Origin of the sequence: Enterococcus sp. DIV0712, assembly GCF_050554855.1 — a bacterium.
Lineage (GTDB): Bacteria > Bacillota > Bacilli > Lactobacillales > Enterococcaceae > Enterococcus > Enterococcus faecalis.
The window spans coordinates 1998253-2023311 of sequence record NZ_CP187333.1; the positions used below are offsets into that span (position 1 = coordinate 1998253).

General features: G+C 37.3%; 22 protein-coding genes, 1 riboswitch and 1 other annotated feature. Of the genes, 5 read left to right on the forward strand and 17 right to left on the reverse strand.

The genetic code is table 11. From position 1 onward, the window contains the following. The 10 genes from IGL42_RS09590 to IGL42_RS09635 form a co-directional block, all read right to left on the reverse strand. Positions 1–306: a YlaN family protein gene (locus IGL42_RS09590; protein WP_002356684.1), complete on the reverse strand. Its 306-nt coding sequence runs from the start codon at positions 304–306 to the stop codon at positions 1–3. A 226-nt stretch (positions 307–532) separates the two neighbouring features. Beyond that, a complete protein-coding gene (gene recQ, locus IGL42_RS09595; protein ID WP_002356683.1) occupies positions 533–2302 on the reverse strand; it encodes a DNA helicase RecQ in 1770 nt (589 codons plus the stop codon). 317 nt (positions 2303–2619) lie between these two features. Next, a complete protein-coding gene (gene typA, locus IGL42_RS09600) occupies positions 2620–4455 on the reverse strand; it encodes a translational GTPase TypA (RefSeq protein WP_002356682.1) in 1836 nt (611 codons plus the stop codon). Between the two features lie 220 nt (positions 4456–4675). Further along, entirely contained in the window at positions 4676–5458 is a 783-nt protein-coding gene (locus IGL42_RS09605; RefSeq protein WP_002379684.1) for an inositol monophosphatase family protein, read from the reverse strand. After that, complete coding sequence (locus tag IGL42_RS09610; protein ID WP_002356679.1) at positions 5459–5737, reverse strand: UPF0223 family protein; 279 nt, start codon at positions 5735–5737, stop codon at positions 5459–5461. A gap of 49 nt (positions 5738–5786) precedes the next feature. Then, entirely contained in the window at positions 5787–7052 is a 1266-nt protein-coding gene (locus IGL42_RS09615; protein ID WP_010710617.1) for a voltage-gated chloride channel family protein, read from the reverse strand. Positions 7053–7128: 76 nt separating this feature from the next. Continuing rightward, positions 7129–7198, reverse strand: a riboswitch (Fluoride riboswitch). Positions 7199–7248: 50 nt separating this feature from the next. Then, positions 7249–8499 (reverse strand): glycosyltransferase family 2 protein, encoded by a 1251-nt coding sequence (locus IGL42_RS09620; protein WP_010710618.1) that lies wholly within the window; start codon positions 8497–8499, stop codon positions 7249–7251. Next, positions 8496–8639, reverse strand: a complete 144-nt coding sequence (locus tag IGL42_RS09625) for a hypothetical protein (protein ID WP_002356674.1) — start codon at positions 8637–8639, stop codon at positions 8496–8498. Before IGL42_RS09625 ends, IGL42_RS09620 begins: the two co-directional genes overlap by 4 nt. A gap of 28 nt (positions 8640–8667) precedes the next feature. Next, positions 8668–12924, reverse strand: coding sequence for an MSCRAMM family protein (locus tag IGL42_RS09630; protein WP_010711173.1), 4257 nt, complete (start codon positions 12922–12924; stop codon positions 8668–8670). Next, positions 12908–13261 (reverse strand): hypothetical protein, encoded by a 354-nt coding sequence (locus tag IGL42_RS09635; RefSeq protein WP_002359704.1) that lies wholly within the window; start codon positions 13259–13261, stop codon positions 12908–12910. The genes IGL42_RS09630 and IGL42_RS09635 overlap by 17 nt, the downstream gene beginning before the upstream one ends. A gap of 97 nt (positions 13262–13358) precedes the next feature. Between IGL42_RS09635 and IGL42_RS09640 the strand changes: the two genes are divergently transcribed. Beyond that, on the forward strand, positions 13359–13691 hold the full coding sequence (locus IGL42_RS09640; protein ID WP_002356667.1) for a helix-turn-helix domain-containing protein: 333 nt from the start codon (positions 13359–13361) through the stop codon (positions 13689–13691). A gap of 80 nt (positions 13692–13771) precedes the next feature. On the opposite strand, the gene IGL42_RS09645 is transcribed toward IGL42_RS09640, so the two are convergent. The 7 genes from IGL42_RS09645 to IGL42_RS09675 form a co-directional block, all read right to left on the reverse strand. After that, positions 13772–14272: an HD domain-containing protein gene (locus IGL42_RS09645; RefSeq protein ID WP_002356666.1), complete on the reverse strand. Its 501-nt coding sequence runs from the start codon at positions 14270–14272 to the stop codon at positions 13772–13774. A gap of 155 nt (positions 14273–14427) precedes the next feature. Then, positions 14428–16119, reverse strand: a complete 1692-nt coding sequence (argS, locus tag IGL42_RS09650) for an arginine--tRNA ligase (protein ID WP_002359703.1) — start codon at positions 16117–16119, stop codon at positions 14428–14430. A 72-nt stretch (positions 16120–16191) separates the two neighbouring features. After that, positions 16192–16395: a binding site (T-box leader), on the reverse strand. Between the two features lie 42 nt (positions 16396–16437). Beyond that, positions 16438–17484, reverse strand: a complete 1047-nt coding sequence (gene tsaD / locus IGL42_RS09655) for a tRNA (adenosine(37)-N6)-threonylcarbamoyltransferase complex transferase subunit TsaD (protein WP_002376686.1) — start codon at positions 17482–17484, stop codon at positions 16438–16440. Then, entirely contained in the window at positions 17481–17945 is a 465-nt protein-coding gene (rimI, locus tag IGL42_RS09660; RefSeq protein WP_185776358.1) for a ribosomal protein S18-alanine N-acetyltransferase, read from the reverse strand. Before rimI (IGL42_RS09660) ends, tsaD begins: the two co-directional genes overlap by 4 nt. Positions 17946–17952: 7 nt before the next feature. After that, a complete protein-coding gene (gene rimI, locus IGL42_RS09665) occupies positions 17953–18507 on the reverse strand; it encodes a ribosomal protein S18-alanine N-acetyltransferase (protein WP_002387121.1) in 555 nt (184 codons plus the stop codon). Then, positions 18479–19198, reverse strand: a complete 720-nt coding sequence (gene tsaB, locus IGL42_RS09670) for a tRNA (adenosine(37)-N6)-threonylcarbamoyltransferase complex dimerization subunit type 1 TsaB (protein ID WP_010710621.1) — start codon at positions 19196–19198, stop codon at positions 18479–18481. Before tsaB ends, rimI (IGL42_RS09665) begins: the two co-directional genes overlap by 29 nt. 115 nt (positions 19199–19313) lie before the next feature. Then, positions 19314–21356, reverse strand: coding sequence for a penicillin-binding transpeptidase domain-containing protein (locus IGL42_RS09675; RefSeq protein WP_010710622.1), 2043 nt, complete (start codon positions 21354–21356; stop codon positions 19314–19316). A gap of 207 nt (positions 21357–21563) precedes the next feature. Here IGL42_RS09675 and IGL42_RS09680 point away from each other — a divergent pair, with 207 nt between their 5' ends. The 4 genes from IGL42_RS09680 to IGL42_RS09695 all read left to right on the forward strand — a co-directional run bounded on the left by IGL42_RS09680 (position 21564) and on the right by IGL42_RS09695 (position 25056). Next, positions 21564–22796, forward strand: coding sequence for an SPFH domain-containing protein (locus IGL42_RS09680; RefSeq protein ID WP_010710623.1), 1233 nt, complete (start codon positions 21564–21566; stop codon positions 22794–22796). A gap of 103 nt (positions 22797–22899) precedes the next feature. Next, positions 22900–24045, forward strand: a complete 1146-nt coding sequence (locus tag IGL42_RS09685) for a hypothetical protein (protein ID WP_002356655.1) — start codon at positions 22900–22902, stop codon at positions 24043–24045. After that, positions 24042–24851 carry a TPM domain-containing protein gene (locus tag IGL42_RS09690; RefSeq protein ID WP_010710624.1) on the forward strand — a complete coding sequence of 270 codons (810 nt, stop codon included), beginning with the start codon at positions 24042–24044 and terminating at the stop codon, positions 24849–24851. Before IGL42_RS09685 ends, IGL42_RS09690 begins: the two co-directional genes overlap by 4 nt. Continuing rightward, positions 24829–25056, forward strand: a complete 228-nt coding sequence (locus IGL42_RS09695) for an SHOCT domain-containing protein (protein WP_025191862.1) — start codon at positions 24829–24831, stop codon at positions 25054–25056. Before IGL42_RS09690 ends, IGL42_RS09695 begins: the two co-directional genes overlap by 23 nt. Positions 25057–25059: the final 3 nt, after the last annotated feature.

Below are 25059 nucleotides of genomic sequence, written 5' to 3' on the forward strand. Positions count from 1 at the left end.
TTAACCCTCCTTGCCAATCTCGTTTTTTTCTTGTGTTTCTTCATAAACATCTGTATATAATTGATTCAATTCGCGTTCTAAATCACTTAGTAAGCGATGTCCTTCATCATTAGTTAAAATCCCCAAACGGGTCGCATAGGTCACTTGTCTTGAAAAACCATACATTTGTGTATCCACCACTTCTTCAAATGCTTTACATTGAGAAATGCACAAACTGTTTTTTTGATTACGAATAAGCATTTTAATGCGTTCTGCATCGTCTTCTAATAATTGAATGGCAAATTTCTTTGAAATTCCTTCGTCCATTTGTACAGAACCTCCCTATCTTAATTAAATAATTATAACATAATTCTCAGTTAGATACATGATGATTTCAGAAAATTTCCTTTAAGAAATTTTCTAAAACCAAGCGATATATTAAGTAAGAAATCTCTTTATATAACAAGCTTATTTTATCAATACAACAACAAATACATTAAAAGACTTTTTTCTTATTTTCTGCTTTTAATTTTAAATAAAATAACAAACTATATCATTTTTTTGTCTCTTGATATTCTTTAATTACTTCTAAAAAGGCGGTGCCATATTTATCTAATTTATTTTGGCCGACCCCTTTTATTTGCAATAATTGAATCGTTGTTTGCGGTAATTTTTCACACATTTCTTTAAGTGTACTATCGGAAAAGACTACATATGGCGGCACGCCTGCCTCTTGAGCCATGTCCATACGTAATTCGCGCAATCGCTCAAACAAGGCATCATCCACTGCTACTTTTCGAACTTTTTGGTCTTCTTTTCGGAAGACTTTCCGTTCCCCTAAAAGCACCTGAACACCTTCTGTCGAGACAGATAACAACGGAAATTGCCCATCAGAAGGAATTAAATAACGTTCTGCTGTCAAATAATCAATCAGCTGTGTGACTTCTTTTTGCGTGCGACCTTTCATTAGTCCGTATGTTGGCAAACGATCAAAATGCCATTGATCAATTTTTTGATCTTTTGAACCAGTCAAGACTTTACCAACTAAGCCCTTACCGAAACGTTCTCCCATACGTTTTACACAAGACAAGACTTTTTGGGCATCGACCGTAATATCGACTAATTCTCGATTATCCAGACAATTCGAGCAGCGACCGCAGTCCGTCCCTTCTTCACCAAAATAGCGTAAAATATATTTTTGTAAACACATTTGTGCATTCGCATATTGTGACATTTCCCGTAATTTCAAGTACTCTTTCTGCTTATAATCAATGGTCATTTCAGATTGTTCAATAAAGTATTGTTGAATTTGCAAGTCTTGTGGAGCAAACATTAACACAGCATCACTAGGTAGACCGTCACGACCAGCTCGGCCCGCTTCTTGGTAATAAGATTCAATATTTCCTGGTACTTGTGCGTGAATGACAAAACGAACATTACTCTTATTAATCCCCATACCAAAGGCATTTGTTGCTACCATCACTTGCACTTGATCATACAAGAACGCTTCTTGATTTTCACTACGTAACTGTTCACTCATGCCCCCATGATACATCCCAGCTGCAATTTTTTTACTTTCTAATAAATGATAAATTCGTTCAACTTCCTTCCGCGTGCTTGCATAAATAATACCTGATTGTCCAGTATTCATCTTTAAATATTCCAAAAGAAAAACGTCTCTATTTTGATCTTTCACGACTTGAAAAGATAAATTTTCTCGAGCGAATCCTGTTTTGATTTCATTTTCTGATGGAATTCTTAATTGCTTGACAATATCCTCCGCTACTTGTGGCGTTGCTGTTGCTGTTAGTGCAATCACAGTTGGTTGCTGTTGAAATTGATCGATAATCTCTGCTAAACGCAAATAGCTTGGACGAAAATCATGCCCCCATTGTGAAATACAGTGTGCCTCATCTACTGCCAATAAATCAATCGGTACATGTGTCAGCATCTGTTGAAAATCATAAGATTCTAATCGCTCTGGCGCAACATACAATAGCTTGACTTCTTTGTTAACCGCTAATTGAATACGATGATTCATTTCTTGATAGGAAATGGTACTATTGATATATGTAGCTGGAATCCCCATTAAATTCAGGGCATCTACTTGATCTTTCATTAAAGAAATTAATGGTGAAATCACCAATGTTAAATTATCCAGAAGTAAGGCTGGCAACTGATAACAAATCGATTTGCCTCCACCTGTTGGCATAATGCCTAAGACATTTTCTTGTCGCAATACATGACGAATAATCGTTTCTTGTCCTGGCCGAAAATCATCATAGCCAAATGTATCTTTTAATAATTCTTGTAATGCACTCATTTATTGCGCTCCAATCTTTGTTCTACACGTCATTTTAACACGCTAATCTAACAGGAACAAGGTGTGTTAAAACAAGACACAATCGTGAAACACCAATTAACGTGAAACATCAAAAAGAATGAAAAATTGTGAAAGCTTGCTATCAAAAGCTTTCACAAATAACGACATTTGCTTGTTGTGGATAACGAGTAGTTATCCACACATAAAAAAATAACCTTATCTTAAAATACGCATTAATTCGTTTTTGCCATCAAAAAAACCAACTATTTTCGTAGTAAAACGAGCATAGTTGGTTTAAATGTTTATTTGTCGAAAAATTATTCAGCTTTTTTCTTTTTCTTGCTTGCTTTTTCGCGTTCGTTTTTGTTAAGAATTTGTTTTCTTAAACGGATGCTTTCTGGTGTTACTTCACAGTATTCATCTTCATTCAAGAATTCTAATGATTCTTCTAACGTTAATTTTTTCGGTTTTTTAATGACTGATGTTTGGTCTTTCGTTGCCGAACGAACGTTAGTCATTTGTTTAGCTTTTGTGATGTTCACAGTTAAATCGTTGTCGCGGTTGTTTTCCCCAACAATCATTCCTTCGTAAACTTCTGTCGTTGGTTCAACGAAAACTGTACCACGTTCTTCAATACTCATAATTGAGTAAGTCGTTGCTTTACCAGTATCGATTGAAACTAATGCACCTTGATGACGGCCACCAATCGTTCCTTGAATCATTGGTAAGTATTGATCGAAGGTGTGGTTCATAATACCATAACCACGAGTCATTGATAAGAATTCTGTTGAATAACCAATTAAGCCACGAGCTGGTGCTAAGAAGATTAAACGCATTTGTCCGTTACCGGCATTAATCATATCTTGCATTTCGCCTTTACGTAAACTTAGTGATTCAATCACGCTACCCATGTATTCTTCAGGTGTGTCAATTTGAACACGTTCAAATGGTTCACATTTAACCCCATCAATTTCACGTTCAATAACTTCTGGACGAGAAACTTGTAATTCATAGCCTTCACGACGCATATTTTCAATTAAAATTGATAAATGCAATTCGCCACGGCCTGATACAGTCCAAGAATCTGGGCCAATTGGATCAACACGTAAAGATACGTCTGTTTGTAATTCAGCCATTAAACGTTCTTCGATTTTACGAGCGGTGATGTATTTTCCTTCACGTCCCGCAAATGGAGAATTGTTAACTAAGAAAGTCATTTGTAAGGTTGGCTCATCAATGTGTAGAATTGGTAATGCTTCTTGATTGTGAACATCTACAACTGTTTCCCCAACGAAAATGTCTTCCATTCCGGAAACGGCAATTAAATCGCCCGCTTTTGCTTCATCAATTTCCACACGTTGTAGGCCAAAGAAACCTAAAATTTTCGTTACACGGAAATTTTTCACGCTGCCATCTAATTTCATCAACGCAACTTGGTCGCCGACTTTCATTGTGCCACGGAACACACGGCCAATCCCAATACGTCCAACGTAATCGTTGTAGTCTAGTAATGAGACTTGGAATTGAAGTGGTTCGTCTGAATTGTCAACTGGAGCTGGCACATGTTCAATAATTTTATCAAAAATTGGGGCCATTGTTGGCTCTTGATCTGCTGGATCATCTGATTCACTTGAAGTTCCGTTTAAAGCAGAAGCATAAACAACTGGGAAATCTAATTGATCGTCGTCTGCGCCTAATTCGATGAATAACTCTAAAACTTCATCTACTACGTGTTCAGGACGAGCAGAAGGTTTGTCAATTTTGTTAACAACCACGATTGGTGTTACTTTTTGTTCTAATGCTTTTTTCAATACGAAACGTGTTTGAGGCATTGTTCCTTCATACGCATCGACAACTAAAACAACACCATCTACCATTTTCATGATACGTTCTACTTCACCACCGAAGTCCGCGTGTCCTGGTGTATCTAGAATGTTGATACGTGTACCGTTATAATCTACGGCTGTATTTTTTGCTAAGATAGTAATTCCACGTTCACTTTCAAGTGCATTGGAATCCATTGCACGTTCTTGTAATTGTGTGTGTCCATCTAAAGTGTCAGATTGTTTTAAAAGTTCATCTACTAAGGTTGTTTTACCATGGTCAACGTGGGCGATAATTGCCACGTTACGAATATCATCTCTGTATTTCAATTTAATTGCTCCTTATCTATATACGCTTATGTTACTTAAGTCCATAAAAGCCGACTGCTTATTATAGCAAACTTTTTTCATTAAAAAAAGGCTTTCGCCTGCAAAAATAATGAAAGTTTTAGAAATTATTCGGCTTTTTCTGAAAACAAGGACATTTTTTTACAAATCTTTCTCTTTTAAAAGAGGAAGAGCCTTACCTTTCAGCAACGCTCTTCTTTGATTATTCCGATTCATTTAAATACCGGGTAAATACTTCATCATAGGTTTCAGGAGTTGCTGCAATAAAGTATTCACGACCCGCAAAAGTTAATGGTTTTCCTGTAATACCAGAGTATTTAAACCCAAATTCTTCCAAAAGTACTAAGCCTGCTGCATAATCCCAAGGACTTAGATTAGATAAATAGCCATGATGGTTGCCTTTTAACATGGCAATAATTTCCAAACCTGCACAACCGCTAATACGCACGCCCATGCTTGCTTGTCCGATTTCCGTTGCGTGATGAATATTTTTTCCATGCATGTAAGCATTCATGCCCCATAATCCATCTGCCAAGGCTTTCATAGTAGGCGCTTTTAATAATTGATTATTCCGATAAACGCCAAGCCCTTTGCCGCCCCAATAAAGTTCTTCTCGCATCACATCATAGATAAAACCTAATTTACCAATGCCGTCTTCATAAACAGCTAACATAATACAAAAATTTTCTCTTTCCATCACGAAATTCATTGTGCCATCAATCGGATCGATGATCCACACGCGACCAGCAAAACTTTTTAAAGTATTGTAGCCTTTTTCTTCCCCTAAAATTTGATCTTCGGGAAAATTTGTTTGAATTTTATTCATTAAAAATTCTTGGGTTTGTTCATCCATATTTGTCACTAAATCAGTGCGGCCATTTTTCTGTTGAACGGTTAACTCTGATTCCAAGTTCATTCGAATCACATCGGCTGCTTCAAAAAGCCAACTTTGAATTGTTTGAACAAATTTTTGCGTTTCAGTCATCTAATCATCCCCCAGCTTTAATTTACCGCTTCCCTGTTTTTTAGCTTGTTGAAGCGTACGATATAACGAATATCCTGAAGCATTTTCAAATTCACGACCTAAGCGTTTTTCTTCGCCGATACTTTTAACGACCGTTTTAAATTGTTGATAAGTTGTTAAAAATTTGTCAACAGGCAAGCCTGTTTCGTTGGCTTGCTCAACTGCTGTCCACATATTAGTGACAATCACCATTTCCTCTGTCGTCCAATCTAAATCTAATGGATATTGATAGTCTTTCATGTCTTCACCTCATCTTCTCTAGTTTAGCATATTTTCATAAAAAAACATCTTATTTACGTCGATTTTTTAATGCGTTAAAGAGAGGATATTCTGCTGTTCCTTTGCGATACAAACTTTGTTGTGAAGCATAAATACCGCTATTTCCTGAACACATAAAACTGATTAAGCAGACCATGAAAAAATAGACCGCCGCTTCACTACCAAATAGTTCAATGCCCATAATGAAGCAAGCAATCGGCGTATTCGTGGCGCCAGAAAAAACACCAATAAATCCTAAACCTGCTAAAAAAGGAATTGACAGATGTAACAAAGGGGCCAAAGAACTACCTAACGTAGCCCCAATTTCAAACAATGGCGTCACTTCTCCTCCTTGGAATCCGGCACCCAAGGATAACACCGTAAAGAATAATTTCCCAACAAAATCAAAAGGCTGCGCATTGCCTGCAAATGCATCTTCTAGTAAAGGTAAACTCAAGCCTAAATAACGTTGGTTGTTTAAGACGAGCACAAACAGAACGACAATGGACGCCCCAAGAAACGCACGAAGGTAGACATTAGCAAACCAATTTGCGTAGGTCTTTTTTAAAAAGACAATGGAACGACTAAAAACCCAACCTGCCAAACCAAAACAAATCGATGCCAAAAATAATTTTACAAATAGTTCAACCGACCAAGTCGGAATTTTGCCCATCGGATAATGCGTATGTGTTACACCAAAACTTTCAGTTACAAAATTAGCAAATAAGCTTGCAAAAAAACTTGGGAAAAGTGCCTCTGCACGAACTTTTCCAATCGCCAAAACTTCTAATCCGAAAACCGTTCCCGCTAATGGTGTGCCAAAAACAGAACTAAAACCTGCACTAATTCCGCTAATAATAATTACTTGTCGTTCCAAAGCGGACAGTTTAAAGACTTTTCCTACAGCATTTGCGATTGCGCCCCCCATTTGCACCGCCGTCCCTTCACGACCAACAGAACCACCAAATAAGTGCGTAGTAATCGTGCCAAACAATGTTAAAGGAATTAAGCGCAAGGGAATATCTTCTTCCCCGCCATTGCCTTGTTCAATCACTAAGTTATTTCCTCGGCTAGCATTTTTCCCAAAACGCGTATAGAAATACGTAAAAACGACACCGCTAATGGGGAGGATAAAGAGTAACCAAGGATTTGCTAAACGAACATCTGTTACATAAGTGAGACTCTTTAAGAAAAAGGCGGATAACGCCCCCATAAATAAACCAATAATTGCGGTAATGAGCAACCATTTTGTCATATAACCGCCAATTGATAGTAGTTGCTTTGTTTCTTTTTTCACTTTACATGCTCCTTTACAATTTTCTTATCGCCAATCCTAGCGTACAGAAAAAGCCTACCAAAGGGTACACTTCTCCCGTTTGGTAGGCGTCATTAATTTATTCGTCCAATAAATAGTTCGTGGTGAACACCATCACCATGTTGCTATTAAACTATTAAAAATAATACCACGCAACTCTGGAAAGTGCAATAAAAAATCAATTGCGTTCCGTTTTTATCCACGTGCTATTACCTTTGATAAACCGATAATAAGCCATCACCACACTAACGAATAAAATTAAGTACATGTAGGAAATAGTAAAAGGCAAAATAATCAGCCCCAATTTTGCAGGTACTTTTAGTTGAAAATTTTTCAACTCGCGATAATAGTTGATTGTAAAAAAAATGCCGAAAACTAACGAAATACTGACGGCCAAAACAAAACTAATGACAAGCGATAACGAAAAGCCTAACCTATACAAGTGTTGCAGTTGGAGCCCAGTTAAGACAAAAACGAGCATCCCCGCTACGAGATTAATAAAGGGTTGCGCTAAAAAATAATAGATTCCACACTTCTGCCTTAGCGTTAATGACTTTGATTTAATCACCCTGGGTAAATACGCTAGACAATCTAAATTTCCTTGAACCCAACGACTTCGTTGACGAATAAAACGTTTCACATCTCTCAGTGCTTCTTGAGCCATAAAGGCCTCGTCAATATAAGCAATCGATAACTCTTTCAGCATTAATTTAATAGTTAACTCATAGTCATCCAACAAAGCATTTCCCCAAGGCTGATAGCCTAAGTGTTCGGTAATCATTGATAACCGAAAAAACTGACCATTGCCACCAAGTCCGATGGTTTTTGTTGCTCGACGCGCCTTTTGAATAAAATTATTAATCGTAAAAAACTCAACATCTTGTGCAATAAACATAAAATTTGTGACATCTTTCATTTTGATTCTTGTTTGCGCAGCACAGACTGTTTTATCTGTGAAAACAGCAGTTAGCTCATTGACAATATTTTCACTAAAAAAACCATCTGCATCTACCACACCCACTAAAACTTGATCCCAAGAATAGTGTCCTTTTTCTGCATCTGTTAATACAATTTGGAAAGCGTGGTTCAAAGCGGCGCCTTTGCCTTGTTGTGCATTGGGAAATTGACGAGACAGAACTTGGATTGGACCAGCAATACTGTCCATCATTGCTTTGGTTTGGTCCGTTGATCCATCATCAATCGCAATTATTTTTTTCTTAATTGGTAAAGCAACCAGGTTTTTTAATGTTTCTCCGATGACTTTCTCCTCGTTTACACACGGTACAAGAAAGTAGCAGAAAAATTCTTCTGCTACTTCGACTTCTCTTCTTGTTTTTTTTCTTGTTCGAAAACTGAGAAATAAACTTGTAAATAAATAGGTTAAGAAGATGAACATAATTACTTTGTATAACTGATACAAATAAATCATGTAATTTGACCTCTTTTAAAAAAATAACGGTATAGAATGTAGGCAGTGACAATCGAAACTAGAATAACGCCAATTAAATCAACCACAAAAAAGGCGCCTGTTGAAATTACCCCAAGTTTCGGTAAAGCTGATTGGCTCATTAAATACCCCTTTCTCTCTATTTGTTTTTTACCAACACACCACCACGATGACCATCACACACCCCCTATAATAATACTTTGGAGGATTATAGTACACAGGTGGATTATAGTACGTAACTGGCGGAATATATCCTGGCCAATATGTTGGTGGTGGCGGATTATAAACCGGTATTTTTCGGTTTTCTCGAACAATTGCAATTGTTTGACCCGCATGATTTTGCGTCAGACTGACGCGTGTTGGCGTAGTATTTCGTGAATAACCAGCCGGCGCTTGAACTTCTCTAATTTCATATACCCGGTTGACAGATAGCCCACTAATAGTGACTGTACCATCCCAACCTGTTGTTACTCTTTGTGTATAGCCATTAGTTGTATCTTTCCATTCAAAAACAGCGCCCGCTAAACGTGCTTTTGTTTCAACATCTTGTTTAATAATTCTGATAGCACCATAGTTTGCTTTATTGTTTAACACTAACGTATACGTTTTTGTGCCTTGACCTCGTAAATCAATCCGATGGACCCTACTATCCAACGCATACCCAGTTGGCGCTTGTATCTCGGTGATTTCATAAATACGATCCGAAGATAATCCTGGAATCAGTACTTCACCATTTCCATTTGCTGTAAATGTTGCCGTATAGTTATTGGTAGTATCGCGAAATCTGAATTTCGCTCCTGCTAAACGTTTTCTTGTATCCGTATCTTGCTTAATAATTTTGATGGCGCCTTTTTGTGCTTGATTATTTAAGACTAATGTATAGGTTTTACCACCTTGTCCACGTAAATCTACTTTATGAACACGTCTATCTATGATATAACCATTCGGCGCTTTGATTTCTGTGATCTCATAGATACGATCACCGGCTAATCCAGTAATCAGTACTTCACCGTTCCTATTCGCTGTAAACGTTGCAGTATAATTATTGGTTGTATCTCGGAATTTAAATTGTGCGCCTGCTAAACGTTGTTTCGTATATCCATCTTGCTTAACAATTTTGATGGCGCCTTTTTGAGCTCGATTATTTTTGGTGAACGTGTAGGTTTTGCCAGCATAATTCGCAGGTAAAAGAATTTTATGCACCGTTCTGTCAAGTATATAACCATTTGGTGCTTTTATTTCTGTAATTTCATAAATCCGGTTGACGGAAAAATTATACAAAGTTGCTTCACCATTAGCATTAGCAGTTACTACGCCTGTATTCCCATTCACTGTGTCACGCCATCTAAATTGTGCGCCTGCTAAACGTTGTTTTGAGTAACCATCTTGTTTTACTAATTTAAGGTGTGCACGATGAGCATTATTATTTTTAACAAAAGTATAGGTTTTGCCAGCATAATTCGCAGGTAAAAGAACTTTATGCACGGTTCTGTCAAGTATATAACCATTTGGTGCTTTAATTTCTGTAATTTCATAAACCCGGTTAACGGAAAAATTGTACAGAATCGCTTCACCGTTGGAATTAGTGGTTACAACACCTGTATTGCCGTTCACTGTATCGCGCCACCTAAATTGCGCACCTGCAAGTCGTTTTCTTGAATCTTTATCTTGTTTAACTAATTTTAAATTACCACGTTTAGCAAGGTCATACATGTTTACAGATAATGTTTTATTCGCATAGGCAGTTGTCAATTCAACTTTCTTAATTGTTGAATCTAAATGATAACCGCTTGGAGCTATCACTTCTTTTAATTCATACGTACGATTGACAGACAAGCCCGATACTTTTGCAATTCCATTTTTATCTGTGACTATGCGACTAGTATAGCCATTGGTTGTATCTTTCCATTCAAAGACAGCACCAGCCAAACGTTTGCCTGTTTGCCTATCTGTCTTAATAATTTGAATAGAGCCGAATTGCGCTACATTACCAATGGTTACAGTCACTACTTTATTGGCTTGTGCACTTGTTAGAGTGACTTTATGCACGGTTTTGTCTAGTACATAACCTGTGGGTGCTTTCGTTTCTGTGATTTCATACGTACGATTGACGGATAAGTTGGGAATTGTGATGGTTCCATCGGTTCCAACTGTCACTGTTCCTGTCTTTCCTGTCACTGTATCCTTCCACTGAAATTCTGCGCCTGTTAAACGTTTTTTACTGTCTTTGTCTTGTTTAACAATTTTGATGGAGCCTTTTTGCGCTACATTATCAATGGTTACTGTCACTACTTTATTGGCTTGTACAGTTGTTAAAGTGACTTTATGCACGGTTTTGTCTAGTACATACCCCACTGGTGCTTTCGTTTCTGTGATTTCATACGTACGATTGACGGATAAGTTGGGAATTGTGACCGTTCCATCGGTTCCAACTGTCACTGTTCCTGTTTTTCCTGTCACTGTATCTTTCCACTGAAATTCTGCGCCTGTTAAACGTTTTTTACTGTCTTTGTCTTGTTTAACAATTTTGATGGAGCCTTTTTGCGCTACATTGTCAATGGTTACTGTCACTATTTTATTGGCTTGTGCAGTTGTTAAAGTGACTTTATGCACGGTTTTGTCTAGTACATAACCTACGGGTGCTTTTGTTTCTGTGATTTCATACGTACGATTGACGGATAAGTTGGGAATTGTGATGGTTCCATCGGTTCCAACTGTCACTGTTCCTGTTTTTCCTGTCACCGTATCTTTCCACTGAAATTCTGCGCCTGTTAAACGTTTTTTACTGTCTTTATCTTGTTTGAAAATTTTGATGGAGCCTTTTTGTACTTGCTGCTTATTCTTCACCCGATATGTTAAAGTGTAGTCGGCTTTTCCAGCAAATGAAATAGGATGTTTAGTTTCGTCTAATTCATAGCCATTAGGCGCCTTCGTTTCAACTAAATAATATTCTCCATCAGGTGATAAATTTGAAAATAACAGCTCGCCATTTTCATTCGTGACACCTTTTTCTATTAGATTATTTTTTTGGTCATACAAGGAAAATTCAGCACCTGCTAAATGTTTCGCCTCATTATTTTCATCTACTTTTTCTACTTTTAACTGGTTTTCTAAACGCGTATTTTCTTTTTTCAAGCGAATCGTCTGTGTTTGTTCTAACTTAATTTCAAATGGAACTGGTGTTGCATCTAACTTGTAACCAGTTGGTGCTTTTGTTTCAATGAATGCATACTGACCAGCTTCCAAACCAGCTAAACGAATTTGACCTGCTTGATTGGTGGTTAAGGTTTCTTGAACAACTTGTTGTGTTTTTGTGTTCACGACTTTGAAAACAGCACCTTCTAAAACTTTAGCAGTTACTGCATCAATTTTTTCTAAAACGACACCCCCTCGACCTGTTCCATCACTACTCTCGTCTGCTGTGATGTAGGCAATATCATCATCTTCCCAAGCATCGAATCCCTCACTAGAAATACGCATATACGTGTAATTTGATAGCACGGCATCACTTGGAATATTTTCATTTGGAATCGTTTCTAAATAAATATAATAGGCATTTTTATTGGAAAGATAACTGCCCGTGGTCGTTGGTATTCCTTCAAATTTTTCTGCTTCATAATTAAATCCAGATTCAGAGGCATTTTTTTGGAAAAATTGACTGGCATCATAGCTATATTCGTCATGTTCCAAATTCCGAATCATTTCACCATTTGTTTCTAAAATAGGCTGCTTGGTGAGATATGCAGCAATACTGTCAATAGCTAATGTTTGGTTTGGACCTACATTATCTAAAAATTTAAAGGTTGTTTTTTCTGAACCTGAAAGACCTGCTTGATTATAGTTAAAATAAATGACCCAAGCAATTCTTCCCTCTGAGGTAAATCCTAACGGGACTTTTCGAACCAGTTCAGTTGGCGGAACTTTCTCCACGTATTGCCCGATATTAATTTTGACAATTTTTTGTGAATCCCCAAAAGTAAAAACGACTTGATCTTCAAAATCTTCTGATAAATTTTGATTATATCGTAGCTTCAGTTGCAAATCTGCTGAGTAATCTGTAAGCGTTTGTAAGGCTTTAATCGTCCAAGTACCATCATCGTTTGGAATCACTTGAAGTGCGTCTCCAATTTCAAAAGGTGTCATTGAATAGGAATATTTTTCGCTAGCCATCCTTAATGTCATCGTCTCTCCGCTTGCTAATTCAGAGATTCCTAATGACAAAGAAACTGTCGCCCAATCTTTTGTAGCAACAATTTCCGTTTTTTCCCCCGGATATTCAACAGCTATAGACCGGATTTGTGTGCCACTTTCATTATCCATTGCATAAGAAATAATACTTGTATTAGATCCTATAATAGTAAAGATAATTAAACAAATCGAAAATAACTTATTAATACTTTTTTTCATTCATCACAATCCTTTCAACACTAATATGTGTCTTTTTAGACACTAGCTCACTAAAAAAAATAGTCATAATTTCTTCATTATTCAAATCCAACAATTGTGAAATCAATTTAATATCCGATGCTTTGAAAACAACTTCTCCTTTTAATTTTTTGTAAATCGTTGAAGCGGATATTGGTTGCCCGTATGCAGTCATTTCATTTGCCAACCACTCAACATTTTTTCCTTTCATTTTCAATTTTGAGTGAATTAAATTTGATTCCATTTTACTCTCCCCCTTTTCAGTGTCTAATAAGACACTGAAAATTATATCATTTTGTGAAAAAAACGTCAATATCATTAAAAAATGCTGATTTTTCTATTATATTCGTTACTTTCATTTTGAAAAAAACATGTTTCTTTTGCGACACTTTTTGTGCTAGAATGTTTTTACGGAGGTGGTTTTTTTGAAAGAAAATTTTTTGAAGCAAAAAAGGATGGAGAAAAATCTTACATTAGAACAAGTTGGAAATTTTGTTGGTGTTGGAAAAAGTACCGTCAGGAAATGGGAAACTGGAATGATTGAAAATATGGGGAGGGATAAAATTGTCGCCTTATCTAAAATTTTAGATGTATCACCTCTTGAAATCTTAGGTATTCCTGAAACGGAAGAAACGCCATTTGTTGTCCCAACCAATATTATGAACATTTACAAACAGTTAACAACTGAAAATCAAGAAGCAGTCTTTCGATACGCTCAAAAGAAATTAACAGAACAAAATTACTTTTAATATTTATTTTAAATAGATGAATGCTAGACTTTTTAGTCAACGTCAAACAAAAAAAGCTTATCCGTAAGGATAAGCTTTTTTTAGATTGACTGTTGACCAAAATACTGACGCCATTTGGTTTTCATGGCTGTCGTCATCGGCAACGCCGCTTCTTTGACAGCACAATATTTGTCAACAAAGGTTACAATGTAACTTTCTTTGTATTTTGGTGGTGCAATAGTTGCGCCCCACATATGTTTAATAATAATGTCTCGTTCTAAATCAGACAACTCTGTAATTTTTTCAGCATTTTTGGCTGCAATTCGTGGATGAACATAGGCATGAGAGCCTTCGTCAAACTTTGTTGTGCGCCAATCATAGTAAAACAAATCATGTAATAAACCAGCACGAGCTGTTGCACGAGCATTGCCGTTCCAACGCTTTGCTAATTTATAGCTATGATAGGAAACACTAATTGAATGTTCTAAACGAGTTGAATGCATATGTTGTGTGTATTCTGCTAATTTTTGGACTTCTTCGGTTGCTAATAAATCTTCTACATAAGAAAGATATTCTTCGTCTTCACGCCATTTTTCTGTCATATAATTGGGTGCCACCTTTTCTAATCCTTTTATAACTTGACTCGAGTATAGCACCCCAGCTATTTAATTACTATGAATTTCTCAATCTGTAACTTAACTTTAATATTTGCTTAATAAGTTTAGCGTTCAACGCAGTAAAATTTTCACAAAAACTTCTACATTTCTTCTGGTGCATGTAACCCTAGTAAACGTAAATCTTCTTTTAGAACAGTAGCTACTGCATAAACTAACGCTAAGCGTGCCTCTTTTTGAGCATCTTCATCCAAAATCCGAACATGGGCATAATATTTATTGAACGCTTGTGCTAAATGAATGCTATGTTTCGCAATAACAGATGGTTCATATTTTTCAGCAGCTTGCATCACAGTTTCAGGGAATTTTTGTAACAACTTCACGACTTCCCAGCTATCCTTGTCATTTAGTGCATAACGTTGTGTAGCGTCTGGTGTAAAGTTTGCTTTACGTAAAATACTCATCGCACGAGCATGTGTATATTGAACATATGGCCCAGTTTCGCCTTCAAAACGAACAACTTCATCTAATACAAAATCGAAATTATTTAGACGATCATTTTTAAGGTCATGGAAAATAACTGCACCTACACCTACTTGTTTCGCCACTTCTTCACGATTTGCTAAGTCTGGATTTTTCTCGTTAATTTGATTTCCTGCTAAAGTAACAGCTTCATTCAATACTTCTTCTAATAAAACAATTTTCCCTTTACGTGTGGATAATTTTTTACCGCCTTGAGTAATTAAACCAAACGGAATGTGTTCCATATCATCTGACCATTCAAATCCTAGTTCTTTCAAGACTGCTTTTAATTGTTTGAAGTGATTGCTTTGTTCGTTGCCGACTACATAAAGCGATTTGGCAAAATCATACGTCCGTTTACGGTAAAGCGCAGCAGCTAAATCCCGTGTGATATATAACGTCGCACCATCTGATTTACGAATAAGTGCTGGATTTAAATTATATTCTGTCAAATCAACAATTTCTGCACCTTGATTTTCTGTTAATAAATGTTTTTCTTCTAATAAAGTAACAATTTCATCCATTTTATCATTATAAAAGGCTTCGCCATTGTATGAATCAAATTCAACTTCTAACATGGAATAGATTTTATCAAATTCTTTTAGAGACTCGCTACGGAACCATTTCCATAATTCATTGGCTTCTTGGTCTCCTTCTTCTAATTTTTTAAACCATGCACGTGCTTCGTCTTCTAATTCTGGTTTTTCTTCTGCTTCTTCATGAAATTGCACATATAAGCGCAATAATTCATTAATTGGTTGTTGGCGGACTGCTTCTTCAGAACCCCATTTTTTATAAGCTACAATTAACTTACCAAACTGTGTACCCCAGTCACCTAAGTGGTTAATCCGAATTGGCTGATACCCAATTTTTTCTAAAATAAAGGCAATTGAATTCCCGATTACCGTAGAACGTAAGTGCCCCATAGAAATTGGTTTAGCAATGTTTGGTGAAGACATATCAATAGGAACATTGCCATTATTGCCAAAGGTACTGTTTCCGTAGTTATTTTTTTCTTTGACTACTGCGCCAATGACAGCTTGACTGACTGCTTCTTTATTCATGAAAAAGTTTAAATAAGGTCCTACCACTTCAATTTTTTCAAAATTTGTGCCATCAATTTTTTCTGCTAATTCTGCTGCAATTTGTTGTGGTGCTTTACGATAAATTTTAGCTAATGAAAAGGCTGGAAAAGCAACATCTCCATGATCAACAGATTTAGGATTTTCCAATAATTGTTCGATTTGATCCATCGTTAATTCTTCATTTAAAACATCATGTAACGCTTTTGCTACGATTTCTTTGTTGTTCATAAGAACCCTCCTGATTAATTTGTAAGTATAAAAAAACAAAAACGTCTCTGACAAAACAAAATGATTTGTTTTGTCAGAGACGAGAATTTACCCGCGGTACCACTCTAATTGTCTATACTACTTGGATAGACCTGCTTCATCGATAACGGTGATTGCCGTCTGCTTTCAGCAGAATTCTAAAAGTGCGCTTCCTCATTCCGATCACTCTTGGCTCCCACCTTCCCAAGATCGCTAAGCTGATGTTGAAATAAGTACTCTCTTTATCATCGAATGTCATTGTTAAACTGGCTTCATTATAGCAAATTTTTGTCTAGCTGGCTAGCCTTCTTCACTAATTGTCATAAAACTAACGCCAGGTTCTGCATTTAAGTTATACGAAGCAAAGTGATTCTTTTCAGCTTCGATAAAGGCGGCAGCGCCAATCATCGCCGCGTTATCCCCACAAAGTTTTAATGGCGGAATAAGTAATTTTACTGCTGGTAATTGTTCACTGATTGCATGTCTCATTGCTTCTCGTAATCCTTGATTCGCAGCAACGCCCCCAGCGATTAGCAATTGCTTAACAGGATATTCTTGACAAGCACGAATGGTTTTAGCCACTAATACTTCCACCACACTCGCCTGAAAACTTGCGGCTAAATCCTTTGTAGACAGTACTTCACCACGTTGCTCTGCATTATGAACCGTGTTAATAAACGCACTTTTCAAACCACTAAAGCTAAAGTCATAGTTATCCTCTTTTAGCATCGCCCGTGGAAATTGGTAGGTATCTGTGCCTTCATGGGCCAAAGCATCAATCTCTTTGCCACTAGGATAAGGCAACCCTAACACCCGTCCGACTTTATCATACGCTTCACCAGCTGCATCATCACGTGTTTCACCAACAATTTCGAAAGAGCCATCTTCTTTCATGTAGACCAATTCCGTATGTCCTCCACTAACGAGTAAGGCCATCAATGGAAATTCGAGCGGTGCCACAAAACGGGCAGCATAAATGTGCCCAGCCATATGATTGACTGGAATAAGTGGTAATTGGTGCGCCCAAGCAAATGCTTTTGCTGCAGAAAGTCCTATTAATAAAGCACCGACTAACCCAGGCCCATAGGTCACAGCAACGCCACTGAGTTCTTCTGGTGTGACTTTTGCTTCTGTTAATGCTTCTTCAATACAGATCGTCACTTGTTCAACATGATGACGACTCGCAACTTCCGGAACGACTCCGCCAAAACGTTGATGGCTCTTAATTTGCGAAGCTACGATATTGGAAAGAATTTTGTCGCCATCTTCAATGACAGCCACACTTGTTTCATCACAGCTACTTTCCACAGCTAATAATAATTTACGTTCTTTTGTAAAAATTGTCATTGGGCTTCCTTCCTTAATTTCGCACACATTACAAAGGCATTTTCTTGAGGTTCTTTATAATAATTTTTTCGAACAGCTACTTTCCGAAAACCTGTTTTCTCATAAAGTTTTTGAGCTAGTGTATTCGATTCTCTGACCTCTAAGAAAATTTGTGTAATGTTACGACTTTTAATATATTCTTTAAAAGCTTTCATTAACTGACAACCAATTCCTTGGTGTTGTTTCTGACCATTCACAACAACGTGACTAATTTCTGCTTCATCTAAAATAAAATGATAGGCAATATAGCCTAACCACTGGCCATTTTCAACTAAAAAAAGATATTCGCTATTTTCCTGAGCAAAATCTTCCGCGAATTGTGTTTCTGTCCAAGGGGAGCCAGTTGTATAAGAAGAATTACTAAAACGCCATAATTCTTCACCAATATTTGCTACAGATATTTCTTTTTTTGTTACTAACATTTTTTCTTCACTCTTCTTTTAAATCAATTATCATTTCTAGTGCGTCTTCATTATTTTCGTCATAATAGCCTTTTTTCACCGTCTGTGAGACAAAGCCAATTTTTCGATATAAACGTTGGGCTTTAACATTACTCATTCGTACTTCTAGCGATAAGGTTTCACACCGATTTTTCTTGGCAAAAATTCGCGTTTCTTCTATTAAAGAACGACCTAAACCTAAGCCTTGGTATGCTGTATGGACAGCGACATTCGTAATGTGTGCATCCGTTCCTTGAATCCGACAACCAATAAAGCCAACTGTTTTTCCGTTAATTGCCGCTAACAAATAGAGATGCGGCGCTTTTGAGCCAAGTTCTGCCATGAAAGCAGACATCGTCCAAGGAAGTTCCCCAGCGTAAACTTCACGTTCAATTGCTAGTAAATCCTTAATATCTTGGTAGGTGATTTCACGCAATTGAAATTCTTGCTGGTTCATTGCAATGGTTTTAGTTATATACCGTTGCCGTCTTTTTGTAAAGTATTTTGTCACAAAATTAAAGTTTTTCCACATAGCTTTCTCCATTAGGCGTGTGTGTCTTCAACCAATTTTCTTCCGCTTCTACTTTTTTCAAATACGCAGGTAAGAACCCATGAACATTTTCAACAGGTTCAGCCACACTACCTAACGCAGCCAAAACTGCGGCATTAGGAATTTGCCATTGCTGGACATCACAAATTTCTCCATGAGGAATGATTTGAGCTATTTCTTCAGTGAATTTTTCAACATCTTCACCAACAAAAAAAAGATTTGGTTCATTTTTTAGTTGTTCTAATAACTCCCGGAGGGAAATATGTTGGTCCGGTAACTCATTTTGCCACACGCCATTGACAAACCGGTAAGCACCAGCATAGACGTTTTTACGACGCGCATCAAAAAGAGGCACAACTAAACCCGTTTGTCCAACACAATTGGCAGCTAACGTTTGTAGACTGGAAATGCCTACTAGCTCTTTCTTTAAAGTATAGGCCAATGTTTTGGCAGTCGTCACGCCTAAACGTAAGCCAGTGTATGATCCAGGTCCTTCTGCTACGACAAAACGATCAATTGCCGTTGGCGCCAAGTTCAATTGGCTCATCAAATAGTCAATTGCCGGCATTAATGTTAAGCTATGATTTCTTTTAACCGTTGCTGTATAACTTCCCAGAATTTTTTGATTTTCACACACAGCAATACTCAATGTTTGGTTAGATGTATCTATTGCTAAAATTCGCACACGAATCCCTTTCCTTCTACAATTTAGTCGCTTCATTGTAGCACACTTTCCTTTTTCTAAAAAGGGAAAACGAGGTTTCTTTTTACAGAAACCTCGTTTCGTTCATTTTCTCTTTTTATTTAATGGTTGCTTCTAAGTAATCAATTAATGGTTTACTGATATCTGTTGCAGAACCATTTTCTCCTGAATTTTCAACCATAATCATTGTTAAGAATTTATTGTTACTACGATCTAACGTTAGAAGGAAACTGTTTTCTTTGCCATCTGTATCTTGTTTATCTTTTATTTCAGCTGTTCCTGTTTTAGCAGCCAATGAGAAGTTCGGATTGTACATATTATAAACATAACCTGAAGGATCTTCCACACTACCTAAAAGATCTGTGGCAATTGTATTCGCTGCGTTGGCGCTGATTACATTGTCTTTTTTCTTCGTTTCTTTGTCTAAAACTAGTTTTGGATAGACTAATGTTCCATTATTTTGGAAAACACTATACATGGTAGCTTGCTGGATTGGCGAAATTAACAATTGACCTTGACCGTAGCCCGTATCTGCTAAAAGAATTTCAGAATTAAATTTATCTTCATTTGAAATTTGAGCAGGCGTCATGGCAATTGGTAAATCTAGTTCCTCACCGAAAATGAATTTATTAAGACCCGCTCTAAATTTGTCTTCTCCCATCCGTAATGTTTGTTGGGCAAAATAAATATTATCTGAATTAACTAAAGCGGTACGCAGATTGACTGGACTTGCTTCTTTTACACGTGTCGCAAAATAGCCGCCCCAAGATTTATCTTTTTGCCATTTCAAACCATTAATTTCTAGCTCTTCATCTGGCTTCAATGTCCCTGCATCTAAACCAATGGCACCGGTAATTGTTTTAAAGGTAGAGCCTGGTGCATAGCCTGTCGCAAAACGTGCTGTGAATGGTAAATCTTTGTTGTTATTGTAAGCATCATATTCTTTTTGAGAAATGCCATTGGCCATTTTATTAGGATCATACGAAGGTGAACTAACCGTTGCTAATAAATCGCCTTTTTGAGGATCGGTAATGACCGCACTACCAGGGCGTTTGTCAAATATAGCGAAGGCTTGTTGTTGTACGCCACTGTCAATCGTTAATTTAATCGTTTGACCATCTTTTTTCTCTTTGGTTTGTAAAGCTTTTTTGACATTCTCTTTGTCATCTAAAATAACTAGTGAGCCACCATCTTGCCCTCTTAATTCTTTATCAAACGCTCGTTCTAAGCCAGTTTTACCAATTACGCCCGTACTACTTAACTCTGGATTTTTTTTAATATCATCTGCAGTAATGGTGCCCGTATACCCGATTAATTGCGCAGCTGCTTCCCCCAACGGATAATAACGTGACTCTGTGTCTTTTGTCGCAGCCCCTGTTGGTAATTCTGTCACTGGTTCAGAAGCGACTGTGATTGGTACAAAGGAGTCTGCTTGGACCCACCCTTGGCTTAACTTTCGATTGATTTCATCAACAGAAACGCCGAACTTATCACTAAAAGCTTTGATATTGGCTGTTTTTTCTGCGCCAGAACCGAGTTTGCCAGGCACTACGCCCACTTCATCAAACACTTTGTTAATTGCTAGCCCACTACCATTACGATCGACAATTTCTCCACGTTTGGCATTATCTACTTGAATCGAAACTTTATCATTTCCTGACATATCTGGAAAAATTAAAGACGGATTCCAAGCGATTTGGTAGGTATCGCCTTTCTTGGCAATACTTGATTGATAAGACAAATCTTTCATTTCGCCTAAAGGAGTGCTCATCGATAATTTATAGGTAAATGTGTATTGATTATCTTTCGCCTTTTTGACTTGAACATCACTAGCTTTGACTCCTTCTGCTTGAATCCCTGAATAAATTGCTTGGTATTTTTCAACAACAGATTTAGTATCATAGCCATTTTTCTTTAAGCTAGCTTCTTGAACAACGGACGGTAACTTATCAAATTCCTGTTTTGACAATACGTTTAAAAATGTAGTAGCTGTTTTCTTCGCTTCGGCTAATTCTTGTTTGGCTTGCCATTGACTATAAGCATAATACCCGCCACCGGCAGCAGCGATTAGAACCAAGGCAGAAACACCAAGAATAAGTGGTTTTTTTGAAGATTTTTTATTACGATTGCTTCGTTCCATTCAATAATCCCCTAACTATATAATATGTCTTTTCTTCTATTATACGTAACTTTTTTTAAAATGCTTGTGTTTCACCTATACTTTTTTTAATTTCTTAATAAAGTTTGATCAATTTTTTCCATTTCATCAGGCTTTCGTTGGATTTCTCTGCATTCATTGTGTGGTATACTAGCTGTAACAATTAGTTTTTTATTAGGAGGAATGAACATGGGACTTATTAAAGCAGCAACAAGTTCAGTTGGCGGTGGCTTGGCCGATCAATGGCTAGAGGTTATTGAACCTGATAATATGGGGGACACAACCGTCATGACAAAAGGTGTTTTTGTACGTAAAGATGATAAACGTGGTTCTAATCGTAAAGGAACGGACGATGTTTTAACAGATGGTTCTGTTGTACATGTCTATCCCAACATGATGATGCTTCTTGTCGATGGTGGCAAAATCATCGATTACACTGCTGAAGAAGGCTATTATACAGTCAAAAATGATTCTGCGCCTTCAATGTTTAACGGTTCTTTAAAAGATGCGATTGCAGAGACCTTCAGTCGTTTCAAATTTGGTGGCGTAACTCCACAAAAACAACAAGTTTTTTATATTAATTTGCAAGAAATTAAAGGCATTAAATTTGGAACACCTGCGCCATTAAACTATTTTGATAATTTTTATAATGCCGAACTTTTCTTACGTGCACACGGAAATTACTCAATTAAAATTACAGATCCTTTGCTATTTTATACTAATGCGATTCCTAAAAACCAAACGCAAGTAGATATTAATGATATTAATGAACAATATTTGGCAGAGTTCATTACAGCATTGCAAGCAGCAATCAATCAAATGTCTGCTGATGGACAACGTATTTCTTATGTTCCCTCAAAAAGTGTTGAATTAAGTAAATATATGCAAACTGCGCTTGACGAGGATTGGCGCACCAATCGCGGCATGGAAATTGTTTCTGTAGCAGTTGCGAGCATTTCTTATACAGATGATTCAACAAAATTAATCAACATGCGAAATGAAGGAGCTATGCTCAGCGATCCAGGTGTTCGCGAAGGTTATGTTCAAGGTTCCTTGGCTCGTGGTATGGAGGCTGCTGGTAAAAATGAAGGTGGCGCTATGAGCGGCTTTATGGGCGTTGGTATGGGCATGAATGCAAATGGTAACTACTTTGCGCAAGCGTCTCAAACAAACCAACAACAAATGCAAGAAAAACAAAACCAGCAAAACGCACAAGGGGCTACAGACACTTGGACTTGCCCACAATGTAGGACTGAAAACACTGGGAAGTTTTGTTCAAACTGTGGTACACCAAAACCAACAAACGAGAAGCCAAAATTAGAAATGAAATGTAGTGAATGTAGCGAAATTGTTGACTTAAGTAATGGTATTCCTAAGTTCTGTCCACATTGTGGTAAACCATTCCTAGGGGTTCCTTTATAAGCAAGTAGTGAACAATTAAAGAAAAGGGTCAGGCACAAGTCTACCCTTTTTCTTTGAATCAGATTCCTGTTATTTACTCACTCTATTAGAAAGGACGGTTGCAATGGAAACAACATTTACCCATAAATGCCCCAACTGTGGCGGCCCGCTCTTATTTAATCCCAAAGATCAAAAATTTCATTGTGAATATTGTTTAAATATTTACACGGAAGAAGAAGTGACTCGTTATGAGCAACAGCAACATGAGGCGCATTTAGAGAATCCCTCAACAACGACTGCCGAGGAAAATTTGACTTTCACGGCGGAAGAAGAATCCTCCGCTACGCAACAAACAGAGACCACTGAGAATGAAGCAGCTGCAGATGCAGGCACAATGGAAATTTTTAATTGTCCAAGCTGTGGCGCTCAAATTGTCACCGATGCAACAACGGCAGCCACATACTGTTATTATTGCCATAATCCAGTTGTCTTGGCTGGTCGATTAAGTGGCGAATTTTTACCAGAAAACGTCTTACCCTTTACAATTGAAAAAGACGAAGCGATTGAAAAATTTCTCGCTTGGACCAAGAAAAAATGGTTCATTCCTCGAGATTTTTTCAGCAAAAATCAAATCGATAAATTAACTGGGGTTTACTTCCCCTATTGGGTCGTTGATGCAGAAGTCGACGGACAACTGCAAGCTACTGGCACAAGTATTCGCATTTGGCGCGTAGGTGATATCGAATACACCGAAACAAAACGTTTCAATGTGGGACGTTCAGGAAAATTATCGTTTAAAGAATTAGTTAAAAATGCCTTGTCAAAAAACGTCCAACAAAAAATGGTGGAAGGCGTTCAACCATTTTTAATTGATCAAGCGGTGCCTTTCAAAAGCCAATACCTAGCAGGTTTCCAAGCAGAAAAACGCGATATTGAATATGAAGCAATCAAAAAACACGTCCAACAAGAATTACAAGATTATTCGGAATCATTGTTACGGGACTCTGCTTCTGGTTATACTACGTTGACAAATGTTCGCACGGATATTTCTCTAAACCAAGAAAATAATCACTATATGCTTTTGCCAATTTGGTTAGTCACCTATCGCAGTCAGGAACAATCAAAAAAAGTTTATTATTATGCCATGAATGGACAAACAGGTAAAGTAAGCGGTGTGCTTCCAATTAGTTACACTCGTTTAGGACTAGCAACGTTAGGCATTTTCGCTGGCCTCTTAGCACTCTTTTTATTAGGAGGTTATTTCCTATGAAAAAACGACTTTTACCTATTTTTTTCCTAATACTTCTTACCTTTGGCCTTGCCCTACCCGTTTCGGCGGCTGAAAATTCAATTGATGATGGCGCACAATTACTGACACCTGATCAAATCAACCAACTAAAGCAAGAGATACAACCTTTAGAAGAAAAAACAAAAGCCTCTGTCTTTATTGTGACCACAAATAATAATACTTATGGTGATGAACAAGACTATGCAGATCATTATCTTTTAAATAAAGTTGGCAAGGACCAAAATGCGATTCTTTTTCTCATTGATATGGACTTACGGAAAATCTACATCTCTACTTCTGGAAACATGATTGATTATATGACAGATGCACGAATTGATGATACCTTAGATAAAATATGGGATAATATGAGTCAAGGAAATTATTTCGCGGCTGCTCAAACCTTTGTTCAGGAAACTCAAGCATTTGTTGATAAAGGGGTTCCTGGGGGTCACTATCGTGTGGACAGCGAAACAGGTAAAATCACCCGTTATAAAGCCATTACCCCGCTGGAAATGGTAATTGCTTTTGCTGCTGCGCTGATACTCAGTTTGGTCTTCTTAGGCATTAATATTTCTAAATATCAATTAAAATTTTCAAGTTATCAATATCCCTTTAGGGAAAAAACAACTTTAAACTTAACCTCCCGCACAGATCAGTTAACCAACTCTTTCATCACTACGCGTCGTATTCCTAAAAACAATGGCGGCAATGGCGGAATGGGCGGTGGTGGTAGCACCACCCACTCAACTGGCGGCGGCACATTCGGTGGCGGCGGTCGAAGTTTTTAGATTTTTCGCAGAAATACCAACTCCTATAAAGAGTGATAAAAACCAACCGATTGAACCAAAGCTATTTGATTCACAAAAAAACTCACCTAGCGCTATTGAAGACGTAATGGCTGAGTTAAGAAATTTAAAACTGTTAGTTGATGAAGGAATTCTAACAGAAGAAGAATTTCAACAAAAGAAACGGCAATTGCTTAAATTAGATTAATAA

Excerpts from the sequence above, each read along its gene's own strand:
- IGL42_RS09590 (WP_002356684.1), bottom strand. The coding sequence starts at position 306 with ATGGACGAAGGAATTTCAAAGAAATTTGCCATTCAATTATTAGAAGAC.
- recQ (WP_002356683.1), bottom strand. The coding sequence starts at position 2,302 with ATGAGTGCATTACAAGAATTATTAAAAGATACATTTGGCTATGATGAT.
- IGL42_RS09605 (WP_002379684.1), bottom strand. The coding sequence starts at position 5,458 with ATGACTGAAACGCAAAAATTTGTTCAAACAATTCAAAGTTGGCTTTTT.
- IGL42_RS09610 (WP_002356679.1), bottom strand. The coding sequence starts at position 5,737 with ATGAAAGACTATCAATATCCATTAGATTTAGATTGGACGACAGAGGAA.
- IGL42_RS09620 (WP_010710618.1), bottom strand. The coding sequence starts at position 8,499 with ATGATTTATTTGTATCAGTTATACAAAGTAATTATGTTCATCTTCTTA.
- IGL42_RS09625 (WP_002356674.1), bottom strand. The coding sequence starts at position 8,639 with ATGAGCCAATCAGCTTTACCGAAACTTGGGGTAATTTCAACAGGCGCC.
- IGL42_RS09630 (WP_010711173.1), bottom strand. The coding sequence starts at position 12,924 with ATGAAAAAAAGTATTAATAAGTTATTTTCGATTTGTTTAATTATCTTT.
- IGL42_RS09635 (WP_002359704.1), bottom strand. The coding sequence starts at position 13,261 with ATGATATTGACGTTTTTTTCACAAAATGATATAATTTTCAGTGTCTTA.
- IGL42_RS09645 (WP_002356666.1), bottom strand. The coding sequence starts at position 14,272 with ATGACAGAAAAATGGCGTGAAGACGAAGAATATCTTTCTTATGTAGAA.
- argS (WP_002359703.1), bottom strand. The coding sequence starts at position 16,119 with ATGAACAACAAAGAAATCGTAGCAAAAGCGTTACATGATGTTTTAAAT.
- tsaD (WP_002376686.1), bottom strand. The coding sequence starts at position 17,484 with ATGACAATTTTTACAAAAGAACGTAAATTATTATTAGCTGTGGAAAGT.
- rimI (WP_185776358.1), bottom strand. The coding sequence starts at position 17,945 with ATGTTAGTAACAAAAAAAGAAATATCTGTAGCAAATATTGGTGAAGAA.
- rimI (WP_002387121.1), bottom strand. The coding sequence starts at position 18,507 with ATGGAGAAAGCTATGTGGAAAAACTTTAATTTTGTGACAAAATACTTT.
- IGL42_RS09675 (WP_010710622.1), bottom strand. The coding sequence starts at position 21,356 with ATGGAACGAAGCAATCGTAATAAAAAATCTTCAAAAAAACCACTTATT.
- IGL42_RS09680 (WP_010710623.1), top strand. The coding sequence starts at position 21,564 with ATGGGACTTATTAAAGCAGCAACAAGTTCAGTTGGCGGTGGCTTGGCC.
- IGL42_RS09685 (WP_002356655.1), top strand. The coding sequence starts at position 22,900 with ATGGAAACAACATTTACCCATAAATGCCCCAACTGTGGCGGCCCGCTC.
- IGL42_RS09690 (WP_010710624.1), top strand. The coding sequence starts at position 24,042 with ATGAAAAAACGACTTTTACCTATTTTTTTCCTAATACTTCTTACCTTT.